16 protein-coding genes are annotated in these 16,720 nt (G+C 57.2%); 7 read left to right on the forward strand and 9 right to left on the reverse strand.

Translation table 11 applies throughout. From position 1 onward, the window contains the following. Positions 1-54 precede the first annotated feature (54 nt). The gene (locus ACYASS_RS05040; RefSeq protein WP_463585298.1) at positions 55-837 is read left to right on the forward strand and encodes an AraC family transcriptional regulator; all 783 of its coding nucleotides are present in this window, start codon (positions 55-57) and stop codon (positions 835-837) included. A 235-nt stretch (positions 838-1,072) separates the two neighbouring features. Next, positions 1,073-1,969, forward strand: a complete 897-nt coding sequence (locus ACYASS_RS05045) for a PA4780 family RIO1-like protein kinase (RefSeq protein WP_243247860.1) — start codon at positions 1,073-1,075, stop codon at positions 1,967-1,969. Between the two features lie 153 nt (positions 1,970-2,122). Here ACYASS_RS05045 and cueR read toward each other — a convergent pair whose 3' ends face one another. The 3 genes from cueR to ACYASS_RS05060 form a co-directional block, all read right to left on the reverse strand. Next, complete coding sequence (gene cueR, locus ACYASS_RS05050) at positions 2,123-2,524, reverse strand: Cu(I)-responsive transcriptional regulator (protein WP_463585299.1); 402 nt, start codon at positions 2,522-2,524, stop codon at positions 2,123-2,125. After that, positions 2,521-4,719, reverse strand: coding sequence for a heavy metal translocating P-type ATPase (locus ACYASS_RS05055; RefSeq protein ID WP_463585300.1), 2,199 nt, complete (start codon positions 4,717-4,719; stop codon positions 2,521-2,523). The genes cueR and ACYASS_RS05055 overlap by 4 nt, the downstream gene beginning before the upstream one ends. A gap of 68 nt (positions 4,720-4,787) precedes the next feature. Beyond that, positions 4,788-5,168, reverse strand: coding sequence for a hypothetical protein (locus tag ACYASS_RS05060; protein ID WP_122662545.1), 381 nt, complete (start codon positions 5,166-5,168; stop codon positions 4,788-4,790). 157 nt (positions 5,169-5,325) lie between these two features. Here ACYASS_RS05060 and ACYASS_RS05065 point away from each other — a divergent pair, with 157 nt between their 5' ends. The 3 genes from ACYASS_RS05065 to ACYASS_RS05075 all read left to right on the forward strand — a co-directional run bounded on the left by ACYASS_RS05065 (position 5,326) and on the right by ACYASS_RS05075 (position 8,397). Continuing rightward, positions 5,326-5,529 carry a heavy-metal-associated domain-containing protein gene (locus ACYASS_RS05065; protein WP_122662547.1) on the forward strand — a complete coding sequence of 68 codons (204 nt, stop codon included), beginning with the start codon at positions 5,326-5,328 and terminating at the stop codon, positions 5,527-5,529. 281 nt (positions 5,530-5,810) lie between these two features. Then, positions 5,811-7,007, forward strand: coding sequence for a multidrug effflux MFS transporter (locus ACYASS_RS05070; RefSeq protein ID WP_463585301.1), 1,197 nt, complete (start codon positions 5,811-5,813; stop codon positions 7,005-7,007). 697 nt (positions 7,008-7,704) lie between these two features. After that, positions 7,705-8,397 carry an ArsR/SmtB family transcription factor gene (locus ACYASS_RS05075; RefSeq protein ID WP_243247864.1) on the forward strand — a complete coding sequence of 231 codons (693 nt, stop codon included), beginning with the start codon at positions 7,705-7,707 and terminating at the stop codon, positions 8,395-8,397. Between the two features lie 12 nt (positions 8,398-8,409). Here the strand turns inward: ACYASS_RS05075 and ACYASS_RS05080 are convergent, their stop codons facing one another. The 3 genes from ACYASS_RS05080 to ACYASS_RS05090 form a co-directional block, all read right to left on the reverse strand. Then, on the reverse strand, positions 8,410-9,363 hold the full coding sequence (locus tag ACYASS_RS05080; protein WP_122662557.1) for an adenosine deaminase: 954 nt from the start codon (positions 9,361-9,363) through the stop codon (positions 8,410-8,412). A gap of 84 nt (positions 9,364-9,447) precedes the next feature. Next, positions 9,448-10,413 carry an isopenicillin N synthase family dioxygenase gene (locus tag ACYASS_RS05085; RefSeq protein ID WP_463585302.1) on the reverse strand — a complete coding sequence of 322 codons (966 nt, stop codon included), beginning with the start codon at positions 10,411-10,413 and terminating at the stop codon, positions 9,448-9,450. A gap of 220 nt (positions 10,414-10,633) precedes the next feature. After that, positions 10,634-11,731 (reverse strand): BMP family ABC transporter substrate-binding protein, encoded by a 1,098-nt coding sequence (locus tag ACYASS_RS05090; protein WP_463585303.1) that lies wholly within the window; start codon positions 11,729-11,731, stop codon positions 10,634-10,636. A gap of 372 nt (positions 11,732-12,103) precedes the next feature. On the opposite strand from ACYASS_RS05090, the gene ACYASS_RS05095 reads away from it, so the two are divergent. Next, a complete protein-coding gene (locus ACYASS_RS05095) occupies positions 12,104-13,195 on the forward strand; it encodes a calcium:cation antiporter (RefSeq protein ID WP_463585304.1) in 1,092 nt (363 codons plus the stop codon). Positions 13,196-13,334: 139 nt separating this feature from the next. Here the strand turns inward: ACYASS_RS05095 and ACYASS_RS05100 are convergent, their stop codons facing one another. The 3 genes from ACYASS_RS05100 to ACYASS_RS05110 all read right to left on the reverse strand — a co-directional run bounded on the left by ACYASS_RS05100 (position 13,335) and on the right by ACYASS_RS05110 (position 16,194). Then, positions 13,335-14,690, reverse strand: a complete 1,356-nt coding sequence (locus ACYASS_RS05100; RefSeq protein ID WP_463585305.1) for an 8-oxoguanine deaminase — start codon at positions 14,688-14,690, stop codon at positions 13,335-13,337. 444 nt (positions 14,691-15,134) lie between these two features. Further along, the gene (locus ACYASS_RS05105; RefSeq protein WP_463585319.1) at positions 15,135-15,824 is read right to left on the reverse strand and encodes an SDR family oxidoreductase; all 690 of its coding nucleotides are present in this window, start codon (positions 15,822-15,824) and stop codon (positions 15,135-15,137) included. A gap of 16 nt (positions 15,825-15,840) precedes the next feature. Further along, positions 15,841-16,194 (reverse strand): MerR family transcriptional regulator, encoded by a 354-nt coding sequence (locus ACYASS_RS05110; RefSeq protein WP_463585306.1) that lies wholly within the window; start codon positions 16,192-16,194, stop codon positions 15,841-15,843. An 80-nt stretch (positions 16,195-16,274) separates the two neighbouring features. Between ACYASS_RS05110 and ACYASS_RS05115 the strand changes: the two genes are divergently transcribed. Then, positions 16,275-16,685, forward strand: a complete 411-nt coding sequence (locus ACYASS_RS05115) for a hypothetical protein (RefSeq protein ID WP_463585307.1) — start codon at positions 16,275-16,277, stop codon at positions 16,683-16,685. Positions 16,686-16,720: the final 35 nt, after the last annotated feature.

The following is a 16,720-nucleotide window of genomic DNA, read 5'->3' on the forward strand; positions in this document are numbered from 1 at the left end:
CACTGCCGTCTTGCGACATAAGGCCATTCCATACCGACTAACGGACAAAATCCCATGCACCGTCAAGGCAGCGAGCGACAGATACCCGCCCTGAGCCAACTACCGCGCCCGTTGTATGCCCGCGCCGAAAGTCTGAGCGCCGGTTCCTGGACACCTCCGCATCGTCACGAGTGGGTGCAGTTCTCCTACGCGATCAGTGGGGTGCTCGGGGTGCATACCGCCGAAGGCAGCTTCTTCGCTCCACCGCAGTGGGGCGTCTGGATACCTGCCGGTCTGGAGCACGAAGTGGTGACCTCTATGCGTGCGGAAATGCGCAGCCTCTACGTGCGAAAAGAGGACTCTGCGTGGGCACCGCAACGCTGTCGGGTACTTGAGGTGACGCCGCTGGCTCGCGAGTTGATCAAGAGTTTCTGTCAGTTACCGGCTGAATACCCGCTGGGTAACAGCAGCGAAGCGCGATTGGTGCAGGTATTGATGGATCAATTGGCGCATCTGCCAGAGGTGGGCTTTTCGCTGCCCTTGCCTCGGCATCCTCGTCTTTTGGAACTGTGCAACGAATTGATTGAAGACCCCGGCCAACTGATCACCCTGCATGATTGGGCCGTGCGACTGGGCGCTTCGGAGAAAACCCTGATGCGTCTGTTTCAGCGCGAAACGGGGTTGAGCTTTCGCGGCTGGCGGCAGAGAGCACGGCTGCTGTCTTCTCTCGGTGCGCTGGAAAATGGCGACAGCGTGACCAACACGGCGTTGGCCTGTGGCTACGACTCTACCTCTGCATTCATTGCGGCGTTCAAGGGCCTGTTCGGGTTTACTCCCGGTGAACTTTTCAAGCAGTGATTGACCCTGATTGTCTTCCGCGATGCGTGCAGTCGGTGAAGTTTCTTACCCTGTGAGCACGGTTTGTTTTTTGCTCTCTTACGGCATGAAAGCTGCTTTATACCGGGACGATGAGGGATTTTCCGACAGAAACTATCCACATCAAACGTCAGCTCCCACTACTCGCTGGCAGAGGATTGCCGTATAACGGGCAACAATCGCGTGTTTGGCAACGAAGGACCCACAATAAAAGCTGATGAAAACTCCTAAACGCATTGAACCCCTGATCGAGGACGGTCTGGTGGACGAGGTGCTGCGCCCGCTGATGAGCGGTAAAGAGGCAGCTGTTTATGTGGTGCGCTGTGGCAATGAGCTGCGGTGTGCCAAGGTTTACAAGGAGGCGAATAAACGTAGTTTCCGTCAGGCTTCGGAGTATCAGGAAGGCCGCAAGGTTCGCAACAGCCGTCAGGCTCGAGCAATGGCCAAGGGTTCGAAGTTCGGCCGTAAGGAAACAGAGGACGCCTGGCAGAACGCCGAAGTGGCGGCGCTGTTCCGGCTGGCTGGCGCAGGTGTCCGGGTCCCCAAGCCGTACGACTTCCTTGAAGGCGTGTTGCTCATGGAGATGATTGCCGACGAGTACGGCGATGCCGCTCCGCGATTGAACGATGTGGTTCTTGAGCCCGATCAGGCTCGCGAGTATCACGCCTTTCTGATCGAACAGATCGTACTGATGTTATGTACCGGTTTGGTGCATGGTGACCTTTCCGAGTTCAACGTGCTGTTGACCCCGACTGGCCCGGTGATCATCGATTTGCCTCAGGCAGTGGATGCTGCCGGTAACAACCACGCGTTCAGCATGCTGGAGCGTGATGTGGGCAACATGGCGTCCTACTTTGGCCGCTTTGCGCCGGAGTTGCGTAAAACCAAGTACGCCAAGGAAATGTGGTCGTACTACGAAGCCGGTACCTTGTCGCCATCGACCGTGCTGACCGGTGAGTTCGATGAGCCGGAAGATGAGGCCGATGTAGGCGGTGTGCTTCGCGAAATCGAAGCGGCTCGTCTGGACGAAGACCGTCGCCAGGCTGCTCGCGCTGCCGACGATGCCCCACCGAGCAAGACTGCCGAAGAGCCGCCTCCGCCCTGGATGCAGTGATCGGCAGTTAATAAAAACCCGGCTCAGGCCGGGTTTTTTGTGGGCGGAAGGCTGCCAATATCGTCCACTGTCATTTGGGTTGGAACGCTGTTCCCCTGTGGGAGCCGAGCAAGCTCGGCTCCCACAAGGTGTGGGTGTCACCTGCGAGGTCACCTACCCACAACACCCACCCGAAGCCAGGTCCTTGAGAATCGGGCAGTCCGGGCGGTCGTCGCCTTGGCAATGTTCAACCAGTTCCTGCAAGGTGTCGCGCAGGCTCGCGAGCTCTTCGATTTTCTGGTTCAGTTCACCGATATGCTGACGGGCCAGTGCTTTGACGTCGGCGCTGGCGCGTTGCCGGTCTTGCCAAAGCGTCAGCAATTTACCCACTTCCTCCAGAGAAAACCCCAGATCCCGCGAGCGCTTGATGAACGCAAGTGTGTGCAGATCATCTTTGCCATACAGGCGATAGCCGCTCTCACTGCGGTGCGCTGCTTGCAGCAGCCCTGTGGCTTCGTAGTAGCGAATCATTTTGGCGCTCAGTCCGCTCTGTTTCGCGGCTTGTCCGATATTCATGGCTGCGTTCCTGAGTCCTTGGGCTTCCATGTCTTGAGCAGAAGGGCGTTGCTCACCACGCTGACGCTGGACAACGCCATGGCCGCGCCTGCCAATACCGGGTTGAGAAAACCGAACGCCGCCAGCGGGATGCCGATCAGGTTATAGACGAAAGCCCAGAACAGGTTTTGCCGGATCTTGGCGTAGGTCTTGCGGCTGATCTCCAACGCTGCCGGAATCAGCGCCGGGTCGCCGCGCATCAAGGTGATACCGGCCGCATGCATGGCCACGTCGGTACCGCCGCCCATGGCGATGCCGATGTCGGCGGCGGCCAACGCTGGAGCGTCGTTGATGCCATCGCCGACCATGGCGACCACGCCGTAGCGTTTCAGGTCTGCCACTGTCGCGGCTTTGTCCGCAGGCAGCACTTCGGAATGCACGTCACGGATACCCAGTGCGTCTGCAACTACTTTGGCGCTGCCGTGGTTATCACCGGTCAGCAAGTGGCTGCTGATGTTGCGTGCCGCTAATTGTTCGACCGCTTGCCGCGCGCCGGGCTTGAGTGTGTCGCCAAAGGCGAACAGACCGAGCACAGCGGGGTTCGGACTTTGCTCGATCAACCATGACAAGGTCCGGCCTTCGGCCTCCCAGGCACGGGCTGCGTCGGCCAGCTCTTCCATGTGCAGGCCGCTCTGCTCAAGCATTCGTCGGTTGCCCAGGACCAGGTCGCGTCCGTCCAGCGTTCCGGCAATACCGACACCAGGGAGGGCATGACTGTTTTCAATGCTGACCGGATTCAGATGCCAATCCCGGCAGGCATCCAGCACGGCTTTAGCCAGCGGATGTTCGCTGCCTCGCTGCAAAGCGCCAGCCCATTCCAGTACCTGTTCTTCATTGCCGCCTTTGGCGCAGAAATGGGCGATCTGAGGTGTGCCCGAGGTCAGCGTACCCGTCTTGTCGAACACTACCGTCGTCACTTCGTGTGCGCGTTCCAGTGCTTCCGCGTCCTTGATCAAAATCCCGTAGCGCGCCGCGACGCCGGTTCCGGCCATGATTGCCGTGGGCGTCGCCAACCCCAGCGCACAAGGGCAGGCGATGACCAATACCGCAACAGCATTGATCAGCGCGCTTTCCATGGGGGCGCCTGCCACCAGCCAACCGGCGAACGTGAACGCAGCGATGACTAAGACCGCAGGGACGAACACCTGACTGACCCGGTCCACCAGCTTCTGGATGGGGGCCTTGCCTGCCTGAGCATCCTCGACCAGCCGGATGATGCGTGCCAGCACCGTTTCAGTGCCCAGCGCTGTGGTCTTGACCAGCAGGCGGCCTTCGCCATTGATAGCGCCGCCCGTGACTTTGTCGCCTGTCTGTTTTGGCACTGGCAGGCTTTCGCCGCTGATCAGCGCCTCGTCAGCGTGGCTTTGACCTTCGATCACTTCGCCATCTACCGGGAAGCGCTCGCCCGGTTTTACCAGTACCAGATCGCCAAGATTCAAGGCGCTGATGGCGATGTCGTACTCATGACCATCGATGACCTGCAGGGCGCGATCCGGGCGCAACGCTTCCAGCGCCCGAATGGCGCTTGCGGTCTGGCGTTTGGCACGGCTTTCCAGGTACTTGCCCAGCAATACCAAGGCAATGACGACGGCCGAAGCCTCGAAATACAAGTGGGGCATTTCGCCGGGCGTAGCATTCATCCATTCATAAACACTCAAGCCGTATCCGGCACTGGTCCCCAGCGCAACCAGCAGGTCCATGTTGCCAGCCCCAACGCGCACGGCTTTCCATGCGGCGACGTAAAAGCGTGCCCCGAAAATAAACTGAACAGGCGTGGCGAGTGCGAACTGTGCCCAGGCGGGCAGCATCCAGTGCATGCCCAGAGGTTGCAGCAGCATTGGCAGAATCAGCGGGATCGACAGCATGATTGCCAGAATCAACGTCCAGCGCTCGCGTTTCAGCGTGCGTAGTTGTTGGTCGGCTTTGGCTGTCGGGTCTTGAGGGGCGGTGGCACCGTACCCGGCTTTTTCAACTGCTGCGATCAGGGTCGCGGTATCCGGCCCGCCGTCCGTCTCGATATGCGCCTGCTCATTCGCGAGGTTGACGCTGACGGTCTTGACCCCTTGCACCTTGTTCAGCGCACGTTCGACCCGACCTGCGCAACTGGCGCAGGTCATGCCGGAAATCGGCAGATCGAAGTTGAGCGGGTTCAGCATGTTCTTTCTCCCTGAAGGCATTTACCTGCAAGGATCAACCTTTCCACGAGGACAAGGTCAAGTCCAGATCAATAATTCAGATCGGCGCGCTTGAGATACATACCATTCAGGCTGCTTGCAATTCGATACTTGAGGATATCGCCCGCTTGAATCCGGATGTTGGTGTTGCTCTGCGCTTCCATGCCCGGATCGCAACCGAATACCGCGCCCGGCAGCACGCGCAAGCGAATGGCGACGTTACCTGCTGGCAGGTTGAAGGATACGGATTGTTCCTGGAACACCCGGCCCGCGAGCTGGTCCTGAATATAAATGCCGATCTCGCACGACGTGGCAACTTCCAGTCGCTCGCGGGAAATGATCAGAACGCCGTAATCCTGATCGGCCTGAACCGCCGGGGAAGCAGCCAACAGACCGAGAATGCCGAAGAGGCTCAATGCTGACCAGCGCATCGCTGATACTCCTGATGTAGACGGTGATGATGCAGCTTGGCCGAGCCTTGCGCCGAATACCAGCCCGGCAGATGAAAGAGAAACTTGACCTTGCCACGATGGGAAGGTCAAACATGGCTTCATTGTTATTCACATCCCTGCTTGAAGGAGTAGCACCATGCAAAGATTCAACGTTCAAGGCATGACCTGCGGGCACTGCGTTAAGGCCGTCACCAGTGCAATCAAGGACCGGGACCCCAGCGCTCTGGTACAGATAGATTTGCCAACTGGCGAGGTGATTGTCGAAAGCGACCTTGCTGCTCAGGAAGTTGTGGGGCTGATTGGCGAGGAGGGGTATCAGGCGCAGGTGGTTCAAGGTTGATGACTGAAACGCTACCTGTGGGAGCCGGGCTTGCCCGCGATAAAAGCACCCCGGTTACCCAGACAGATTCCGGTGACTGTATCGCGAGCAAGCTCAGCTCCCACGGGAATTGTGTTTGCATGCCAGCATAGAGCCTCCCACAGGTTCTGCGACATCGCGTCAATGGTGAGATCCCAAAGGTCAGCACCTGAAACTTTTTGAAGTAATTACCTTCTCCTGACACTCAGCCTCTGCACGCGCGGTTAAACTGTCTGGCTGCACGAGCACTGTCTGGACGCCTCATGAACCTTCGTACCATCCTGATTCTCGGTGCGCTTAGCGCCTTCGGCCCTTTGGCTATCGATTTCTACCTGCCTGGTTTCCCGGCCATCGCCTTGGCGTTTGGCACAGATGAGAAACACGTTCAGCTCACCCTGGCGTCTTACTTTCTGGGGCTTTCCATTGGTCAGCTGGCTTACGGGCCGGTGGCTGACCGCTTTGGCAGACGAGTTCCGCTGCTGTTTGGTGTGACGCTGTTTACGCTGGCTTCATTGGCCTGCGCATTCGCCCCTAATCTGGAGTGGTTGATAGGCGCACGCTTCGTTCAGGCTCTGGGCGGTTGCGCGGGAATGGTGATTGCCAGGGCGATTGTCAGCGACAAGTGCGACGCTGTGCAGTCAGCCAAAGTTTTCTCGCAATTGATGCTGGTGATGGGCCTGGCCCCGATCCTTGCACCCATGCTTGGCGGGTTACTGGTCAACCTCTATGGCTGGCAGTCCATCTTTATCAGCCTGACAGCCTTCAGTGCGCTGGCTTCGCTGGCCGTGGCACTCGGGTTACCAGAGAGCATGCCAGCCAGCCATCCGCGTCAGCCTCTGGCAGGGGCCCTGACTCAATACCGCAGTTTGTTGGGTGATCGCATTTTCCTTGGGCATGCGTTGACGGGCGGTATTGCCATGGCCGGGATGTTTTCCTATATCGCAGGCTCGCCTTTCGTATTCATCAAACTTTATGGCGTACCCGCTGAGCATTATGGGTGGTTGTTCGGTACCAACGCGGCCGGCTTCATTCTGATAGCACAGCTCAATGCACGGCTGGTAGGGAAGCGAGGGCCAGCGTTTCTGTTGTCACGGACGATCTGGATCTACCTCGCCGCAGCCTTGGTATTGCTGGCCATTACAGGTTTGCGCACCGAGCAACTCTGGCCGTTGCTAGTGCCGTTGTTCATCTGCATTGCCAGCTTGGGGTGCATCATCCCGAATGCCTCGGCCTGCGCAATGAATGGCCAATGGGCTCGCGCCGGAAGCGCGTCTGCGATGCTGGGTTGCCTGCAGTTCAGCGTGGCGGCGGGTGCTGCTGCAATGGTTGGCGTGCTGCACGACGGCACCGCCGTACCCATGGCGCTGGTGATCAGCACGTGTGGCGCACTGGCGGTCAGCATTTCGGTACTGACCCGCCGCTTGCAGAACCAGCGCGATACATTGAACCGCCAGCCCTGATGTTGAAGCTCCCGCGAATGTTTCGCGGGAGCTTACTCACTGATAAGTAGTCCCCACCGCAAATGCTGATTAATTAACGGCCCATTAAGTGTGGGTGTGGCTATTTGTCGGATGTAAATAATAAGCCAGGCAGTCTCGGTTTATATTCCTTCAATGTTTTGCTGTTGTTGGCTACATGTTTAGTGGATTCGTCCTACGGATATTTCGGAAAATGACGAGCGTAAATATGATTGATGGTAACTAGCTGCGAACATGAGCTCTACTAATTGTCTTATTTTATTGAGCGTTTTTTGGTGGCATGGCTGTAGGAAAATGCCTTGTGCAGCGTTGCGGATTTTCTTCTGGAGGAGCGGAAAGCCTTTGTATCTGGGGTTTAAGTGAGTCCTTTTTGATTTTTTCAGAAGTTGTCTAGCCGTAAAAGCTTGGGCTAGGTTAGTCAAAAGGGACTGGATCACGTCGGGGTGATGAGTTTTTTGCCTGATAGGGTGAAAGGTTTCAAGGCTTATACTGGCTATCCGAATTTGGATTCATGGTTGATGTCGGGAGGGGCCGGCAGTTAGATGCTGTTGGTCACTTGAGGACCGCTGTTTCACTGGCTCATTACGGCTTCGAATTTGGCGGCGTGGCTTCTTGATTACAACTTGATTGCTGCCACCATTTCATCGCGATAGATGATGTTTCAACAGGGAGTGAACATATGGAATATGCACCTTGCATCAGTCACGTTGCAACACTGCTGGCTGACCCGAAGCGTAGTGCAATGATTTGGGCCTTGATGGATGGAACTGCTCGACCCGCTAATGAGCTGGCTCTGCTTGCGGGCCTGACGACATCATCGGCTGGTGCCCATTTGGCACGCCTGGCGTCTGGCGGGCTGTTGAAGCAGGAGGTGCGAGGTCGCAAACGTTTTTTCCGTTTGGCGGGGCCACAAGTAGCGACAGCACTTGAAGCGCTGGCATGTGCCTCTGTTGTCAGTACTGCGCAGATCAACCGGAATGTGGCGCAACCTTCGTCTTCCATGCCATTGAGGGAGGCCCGTATCTGCTGTGATCACTTGGGGGGAGACATGGCCGCCGAGCTTTATCAACGGCTTCTGGGGGCGGGGTGGATCGAACAACAGGAGCAGCGGGTCGAGGTCACCAGCGTAGGTATGGCAAAGTTTGCCGAGCGTGGGATTTACATACCTGCGCTTGCGCTTCGTCAGCGCGAAACGGTCTGTGCCTGTGCCGACAGGGGCGAATTCACTCCGCACCTGGGCGGTGCGCTGGGGGCAGGGTTGCTGCAGCTTTTCATTCAGATGGGCTGGTTACGCACGACTGAAGAGTCCAGCACCCTGCAGGTGTCATCCAGCGGGCAGCGCGAGATCGACAAGATCGCGGCTGCCGCGTGACGTGCGATCAGATCAAGGCTTGATCAGGCGAGCATCCAGACTGTTTTGCGCCAGACGTTTTGCCTGGTCTTCAGTCATGCCCAAATGGGTATACAGCGCATGGAAGTTCTCGGTGACATAGCCGCCGAAATAAGCTGGATCGTCGGAATTCACCGTGACCTTCACGCCACGCTCAAGCATGTCGAGAATGTTGTGCTTTGCCATGTCATCGAAGACGCAGAGCTTGGTGTTCGAAAGCGGGCAAACAGTCAGCGGGATCTGCTCGTCGATAATACGCTGCATCAGACGTTCGTCTTCGATTGCCCGTACACCGTGGTCAATACGCTGGATTTTAAGCAGGTCCAGCGCTTCCCATATGTACTCCGGCGGACCTTCTTCGCCAGCATGAGCTACGGTCAGGAAGCCTTCGTTACGCGCACGATCAAAAACGCGCTTGAACTTGCTGGGTGGATGGCCCATCTCCGAGCTGTCCAGGCCCACGGCGACGAATGCATCGCGAAACGGTAGCGCCTGGTCGAGGGTTTTTTCCGCTTCCTCCTCGCTCAAATGACGCAGGAAGCTGAGGATCAGACCACTGCTGATACCCAGTTTCGACTGACCGTCTTTCAGGGCGCCAGTGATGCCGTTCAGCACGACTTCAAACGGTATACCCCGGTCGGTATGGGTTTGCGGATCAAAGAAGGGCTCGGTGTGAATCACGTTCTGGGCCTTGCAGCGCTCCAGGTACGCCCAGGTCAGGTCGTAAAAATCCTGCTCGGTACGCAGTACATCTGCGCCCTGGTAATAGAGGTCGAGGAATTCCTGCAGGTTGTTGAAGGCGTAAGCTCCGCGCAGGGCCTCGACGTCATTCCACGGCAGCGCGATCTTATTGCGTTCGGCGAGTGCAAAGAGCAACTCGGGCTCCAGAGAACCCTCCAGGTGCAAGTGCAGTTCTGCCTTTGGCAGGGCGTTCAACCAATCGTACATGTGCTTTTCTCATCAGGTGCAGATGGCCGGCATTCTACAGAAGCATGGCTTCTTGAGGTCAAAACCTGACCAAGCGGTTCAAATTTACCCAGCCTCCTGCTCTCGTCGGTACGCATAGGTATCGGCAAAACGTGACAACAAGAACTCAGAGCAGGTGGTTGCAGGATAGCGTGCGGGCCTGGTTTCGCTTTGGCAGCCAGGCAGGCATTCAATTCTGGTATCCGGGTTGGGCTCGACGAAAAACGGCATCGAGTAGCGGTCGACACCCAGCGGGCTGACAACCCGGTGTGGCGTAGACACATACCGGTCGTTGCTCCAGCGCGCCATCATGTCACCAATGTTGACCACGAATGTGCCGTCGATGGGGGGCGCATCGATCCATTGCCCGCGCACATCGCGTACCTGCAAACCTCCGGCAGAATCCTGATGCAGCAGGGTAATGCAGCCATAGTCAGTATGTGCCCCTGCACCTTGTTGCTCGGCGCTGGTAGCGGTATGGCGCGGCGGGTAATGGATAAAACGCAGCACGCTGACCGGAGCGACAAAGCGTTTGTCGAAGAAGTCACGCTCGATGTCCAGCGCGACAGTGATTGCCTGAAGCAACTTCTGCGCAAGGGCCTGCATGTCTAAATAGTGCTGCTCCATCAATGCTTCCCAGCCGGGCATGGCTGGATGGCGATTGGGGCCGCGCAACGGTTTTTCAGCGACGACCTCCGGATGATCGGCGGGCAAATGAAAGCCCATGTCGAAGGTTTCCTTGAGATCGCTCGGTATATTCGGGTCCAGCTGTTCGGTCGCAATAGCGCCATAGCCGCGGTGATGACGGCTCTGGGTGATGTCGATCTTGAGTTTTTCAGTTTGTGGCAGGGCGAAGAATTGCTGCGCCGTGCCCACCACTTGTTCGATCCGCTCGGCGCTGATCGGGTGGCCTTTGATATAGAAAAAACCCCACTCCCGACAGGCCTGGTCGATTTGCCGGGCAATGGTTTGCCAGGCGATTTGGTCATCGCTGTAGAGCGGGGCGATGTCGATGATCGGGAGTTGGTTCACGGTGCTTGTCCTGATACAGATTATTCAGCTTGTGATGACCCCTGTAGGAGCCATCTATATAACTACCTGATAAGCCTGAGTTTCTGTAGGAGCGAGCTTGCTCGCGATAGTGTCAGTTCAGGCGATAAAAACGGCGACCAATAAACCGGATCGCGAGCAAGCTCGCTCCTACAGGGTCTTGCCTGCTGCGCGACAGCGCTGTGTCAGGGAAGAAGAGCGCTTACTTCGGCAATTCCGCCTTGATGCCTTCAACGTAATAGTTCATCGAAGCCAGTTCTGCAGTGGTCGCCACTTTGCCAGCCGGGATTTTCACTGCACCGGTCTGATCCTTGATTGGGCCTGTGAACGGGTGGAACTCGCCGCTCTTGATGTCGGCGATGATTTTCTCGGCTTCAGCCTTTACGTCCGCAGGCACGATATCGCTGATCGGCAGTTCAACCGTGCCTTCCTTCAGGCCGCCCCAGTAATCCTGAGATTTCCAGGTCCCGTTGATCACGCCCTCGGTCGCCTGAATGTAGTGCGGTCCCCAGTTGTTGACGATGGAGGTCAGCACTGCTTTCGGGCCGAAGTGAGCCATGTCCGAGGCATAACCCACTGCGTAGACACCGCGACGTTCAGCTGTCTGGATCGGCGCCGGACTATCGGTGTGCTGGAACATGACGTCCACACCCTGATCGATCAACGCGTTGGCAGCATCAGCTTCTTTGCCCGGATCGAACCAGGAGTTGACCCACACGACTTTGATCTCGGTGCCGGGGTTGTATTTGTTCAATGCCAACTGGATGGCATCGATATCACGCAGTACTTCCGGGATCGGGAACGAGGCGACGTAACCGACTTTTTTGGTCTTGGTCATTTTTGCCGCCAGGAACCCACCGACGTAGCGACCTTCATAGGTGCGCGCCAGGTAGGTACCCATGTTCTTGTCTTGCTTGTAGCCGGTCGCGTGTTCGAAGGTCACTTTCGGGAATTGCTTGGCAACTTTCAGCGTCGGGTTCATGTAACCAAACGAAGTGGTAAAGACCAGATCGTAGCCACCCTTGGCCATGTTGCGGATCACCCGCTCGGCGTCGGCGCCCTCCGGCACGTTCTCTACATAGCTGGTGGTGACCTTGTCGCCCAGCGCTTCAACCATGGCTTTGCGACCTTGCTCATGTTGATAGGTCCAGCCGTGGTCGCCTATTGGACCGATGTAGACGAAGCCGACTTTCAACGGGTCTGCCGCCGATGCGAGCAGGCTAGAGCCCAGTCCGACGACAGCAGCCATAGCGCACAGCAATTTTTTCAGGGGGCGACGCGGGTGAGTGGTGGAGTGCATCGGGTCTAGCTCCTTTTGGTCTTGTTGGCACGGCCGTCTTAGCGGGTTGCTCCAGCAATGCAAAAAACTGACCAACTGGACAGTTAATGACAGGGCTTCATCTGTAATAGGTTTTCCCACGATACAGACGACACCGGACGGTGCATTCCAGCCCAGCGTTGCTGCTAACTGGTGCGCCCATGATCTGTAGGAGCTGCCGAAGGCTGCGAACGACAGCGTGTCAGGCAGATCGCTTCGCAGCCTTCGGCAGCTCCTACAGGAATGCGCGACGTCAGATCTCACCCATTTTGAAACCTTTGCTTACACTCAGTACTCTCAACGCCTTGAACGCGTTATCCGGACGGTTCATGTGTGAAGGTTTAAAGGCAGGTAATGGGCTCAATACTCAAGCAAGAAAAATTTCTCCTGCTGGCGATTCTGGCAACGTTCGTCGCTTACCCGTTTGAGCACTGGTTCCTCAACAACGGGCAGGGCATTGCGCTCACAGCGGGCATTGCGTTGGTTGGATTTATCGTCTGCGCATCATTGCGCGTGGCTCACCATGCCGAGTTGCTTGCTGAAAAAGTCGGCGACCCCTACGGCACCATGATCCTCACCCTTTCGGCGGTGCTGGTGGAAGTGGTGATCCTGGCGATCATGATGAGTAACGAACCGTCGCCAACGTTGGTGCGGGACACGATTTACTCGGCGGTGATGCTCGATATCAATGGCATCCTGGGCCTGGCTGCCTTGATGGGCGGTATCAAGCACGGCGAACAGTCCTATAACGACGATTCAGCACGCACCTACAGCGTGATGATCCTGACCGCGATGGGCGTTTCCATGGTGGTGCCTGAGTTCATCCCCGAAGGCGACTGGAAGATGTATTCGGCGTTCACCATTGGCGCGATGATCTTGCTCTACACCCTATTCCTGCGCATGCAGGTCGGTCCGCACAGTTACTTCTTCAGCTATAGCTATCCGGAGAAAAAGAAGCGCAAGGACCAACCGGAAGCGCAGAGCGAGCCCGTCAATCTGACGCTCTCGATTGGGACGCTGGTGCTGGGTGTGGTCGTCATTGGCGCGCTGGCCGAAGTGATGTCCAAAACCGTCGACCTGGGCCTTGAAGGCACAGGTGCACCACCGGTCATGACTGCGATTCTGGTGGCGGCTATTTCTGCCGCGCCCGAAATTCTGACGGCCTTGCGTGCTGCGCTGGCAAACCGTATGCAGTCCGTGGTGAACATCGCTCTGGGTGCGTCGCTGTCGACGGTTATCCTGACCGTCCCCGTCATGGAAGCCATGGCGCTTTACAGCGGCCAGCCGTTCCAGATGGCAATGACGCCAGTGCAGACGGTGATGATTTTCATCACCTTGCTGGTGAGCGCTATCAACCTCAATGACGGTGAAACCAACGCGATAGAGGGCATGACCCACTTTGTGTTGTTCGCGACATTCATCATGCTGTCGTTGTTGGGGTTGTAGCTACTCACACTGCGCTACTGTGCTGCAAACGAATGATCTGTAGGAGCGCACGAGCACCGCGAGGCCGCGATAGCGGTGTATCAGGCAGGCCGCCATCGCTGCCTCGCGGTGCTCGTGAGCTCCTGCAGGAATGTGTCCATCAACCGCGAATCAACGCTCGCGCTGCCTGACTGTGATCGGCAATCAAGCCCTTCAAATCAAGGCCTTCCACCTGCCCATCAATCACTCGCCACTGGCCGCCAATCATGACCCGATCGGCGCGATCGGCACCGCACAGTAGCAGTGCCGATACTGGATCATGGCTGCCGGAGAAACGCAGTTCATCCAGTTTGAACATCGCCAGATCCGCCTGTTTGCCGACTGCCAGTTCGCCGATGTCGGTTCGGCCGAGTAACTGCGCAGATCCTTTAGTGGCCCAGCCAAGCACGAGCTCCGGAGTGATTTTTTCTGCTCCGTAACGAAGGCGTTGCAGATACAGTGCCTGCCGCGTTTCGAGGATCATGTTCGACGCGTCGTTGGAGGCCGAGCCGTCTACACCCAGCCCTAGCGGAGCACCTGCTGAGATCAAGTCCAGTGTCGGGCAAATGCCGGAAGCCAGGCGCATGTTCGAGCTTGGGCAGTGACAGACACCTGTTCGAGCCGAACCCAGTCGGGTGATTTCGTCAGGGTTGAAATGAATGCCGTGGGCGAGCCAGGTGCGTGGTCCCAGCCAGCCGACGCTGTCCAGGTAATCGACAGTACGCAAGCCGAAGCGCTGCAGGCAGAAGTCTTCTTCATCCAGAGTTTCGGCCAGATGGGTGTGCAGGCGGACATCCAGTTTGTCTGCCAGATCAGCGCTTGCACGCATGATCTCGGGCGTGACCGAAAACGGTGAGCAGGGTGCCAGGGCGATCTGTATCTGAGCGCCTGCGCCGCGCTGGTGATAGCGCTCGATCAAACGCTGGCTGTCTTCGAGGATGACCTCACCTTGCTGCACGGTTTGTTGCGGCGGTAACCCCCCGTCGTCCACACCCAGGCTCATCGAGCCTCGGGTGAGCATCGCGCGCATTCCCAATTCACGGACGCTCTCAACCTGCACATCGATGGCGTTTTCCAGGCCGTCGGGAAACAGATAATGATGATCCGCCGCTGTGGTGCATCCCGACAGCAGCAACTCGACCAGCGCAACTTTGCTGGCCAGTGCGAGTTTCTCTGGAGTCAAACGCGCCCAGACCGGATACAAGGTTTTCAGCCACGGAAACAGTGGCTGATTGACCACCGGAGCCCAGGCCCGCGTCAGGGTTTGATAAAAATGGTGATGAGTATTGATCAAGCCCGGTAGCAGCACATGCTCGCGGGCGTCGAACACTTGATCGCAAGGGCTCGACGGTAACTGACCGGCGCCAAGTAGTTCGGCGATAACGCCATTTTCAATGACCAGGCCGCCTCGGGCATCGAGGTCGTTGGCAGTGAAAGCGGCAAGGGGATTTTTCAACCAGATACGGATCGCGGGCATTGTGCCGGCTCCTCTGAAAGACAGGTTCAGGTTAGCCAGCTCAGTGTTGCCCTGTCTGCTGATCCAGGGTCGCCGGCGTTTTGCAGCGTCGGCGAGGCCGGGATTCTACCTGTGAATCCCTGTAGCAGCCAACTCGTTGGCGAGAGGTTCTATGCGTGATTCAAGTTTGCCGCCTCGCGAACAAGTTCGCTCCTACCGGCTAGCGCGGTGTGAGGTAGGAGGCAACTTGTTGGCGACAGGGTTATACGCGGTGATTCAGGTCTGCCGCCTCGCGAACAAGTTCGCTCCTGCCGGTTAGGGCCGTGTCAGGTAGGAGGCAACTTGTTGGCGACAGGGTTATACGCGGTGATTCAGGTCTGACGCTTCGCGAACAAGTTCGCTCCTACCGGTTAGCGCGGTGTGAGGTAGGAGGCAACTTGTTGGCGAGAGGTTCTAATAGTGACTTCACCACGGAATGGTTTCGCCCTTGTAATCCACAAAATAATGCCCGCCTTTACCGGCGTAAGCATCGAGTTGTTCCACCAGCCCGAGAGTGCTGGTTTCAACATCGATAGCCGCACTCTCGCCACCCATCTCGGTTTTGACCCAGCCCGGGTGCAAGGACAAAACGGTGGGGCGAGGTTCGGGCAGCTGCAGCACGAAACTGTTGGTCAGAGAGTTCAGCGCCGCTTTGCTCGCTTTGTACAGCACGGCATCTGCACCATCCGGGCAGGTAACGCTGCCAAATCTGGAGCTCATAAAGGCCAGGACACCCGTGCCAGGGGCTATTTGCGGGACAAGACGCTCCGCCAGGCGGATAGGCGCAATGGCGTTGGTGAGGAACAGTTGTGCCAAGTCAGTTGTAGTCACCTGCTCGGCGTTTTGCGGCTTGGGTCCCATGATCCCGGCGTTGATGACCACTGAATCAAAGACCTGTCCTTGCAGCGTGTTTTTCAAGGCATCGAGAGAGGCGACGTCATCCATGTCGAGGGTTTCGATGCGGACGCCAGAGATGGCTTTGAGATCAGTCGCTTTTTGTGGGTCGCGAACGGTGGCAATGACCTTCCAGTTTTGTTCAGTCAGTCGTTTGACCAGCCCCAGGCCAATGCCGCGAGAGGCGCCGATGATCAGTGCAGTTTTTTGAGTGGACAAAATGTTCTCCTGAACAGCGTTATGAGGGATTTAGCGGGCAACTTCGGCCCAGCCGGTCCTGTAATTCGTTGCGCAATTCACCGAGTTCGGCGATGCGGGTTTCGACCAGTGCGAGTTTGTCCCGCAGTAGCTGAGTAATCGCCATATCGGGTGCCGGTGCTTTCCAGAGTTCGGCAACGCTATGGCCGATTTCGTTCAGGCTGAAGCCCAGACGCTGTGCGGTTTTGATGAACTGCACCAGTTGCACCATCTCTGCAGGATAGTGCCGATAGCCATTTGCGCTGCGTTGCGCGGCAATCAAACCGCGCTGCTCATAGAACCTCAGCGTATCGCGGCTGACGGCGGTGGCTTGAGCCAGTTCACCAATGCGCATATTTCCGTTCCCTGGGATTGACCGTGGAGCGTACTCCAGCCTTTAGCCTGTTGGAACATTCAATCAACAGGAGAGATTTCATGTGGCAACCGCAACACTATCAACATGTGGTCCGGGCTAGCGGCTGGTACGACCTTATTGTTACGGCAGCGTTTGTCACGCCCTGGAGTTTCGTCGCGATGCATGGGCTTTTATCCAGCTTGAGTCAGGCCTGGAGTCTACCTGGCACGCTGCCACCGTTCGAACCCATGCATATGTTGATGGCCAATTTGCTGGGGTCGATTGTGTGCGTCTGGTCAATGCTACGGATCCGCGATCCGCAACAGGTTTTCGGACGTTATGACGCGGTAGGTCGCTTGATGTTCGCGACCTGGCAGACATATGCCCTGCTACAGGGAGCAACGTGGTTGCTGGCGGGATTTCTGATCATGGAGTTGATGTGGGCGGTGATGCAGTTATTACCGGTCCGCTCGATTAACAAGCAACTGTAGGAGCGCCACCCCGGTCGCTCCTACAGCATCATTTT

The organism is Pseudomonas sp. HP_14 (genome assembly GCF_055283875.1).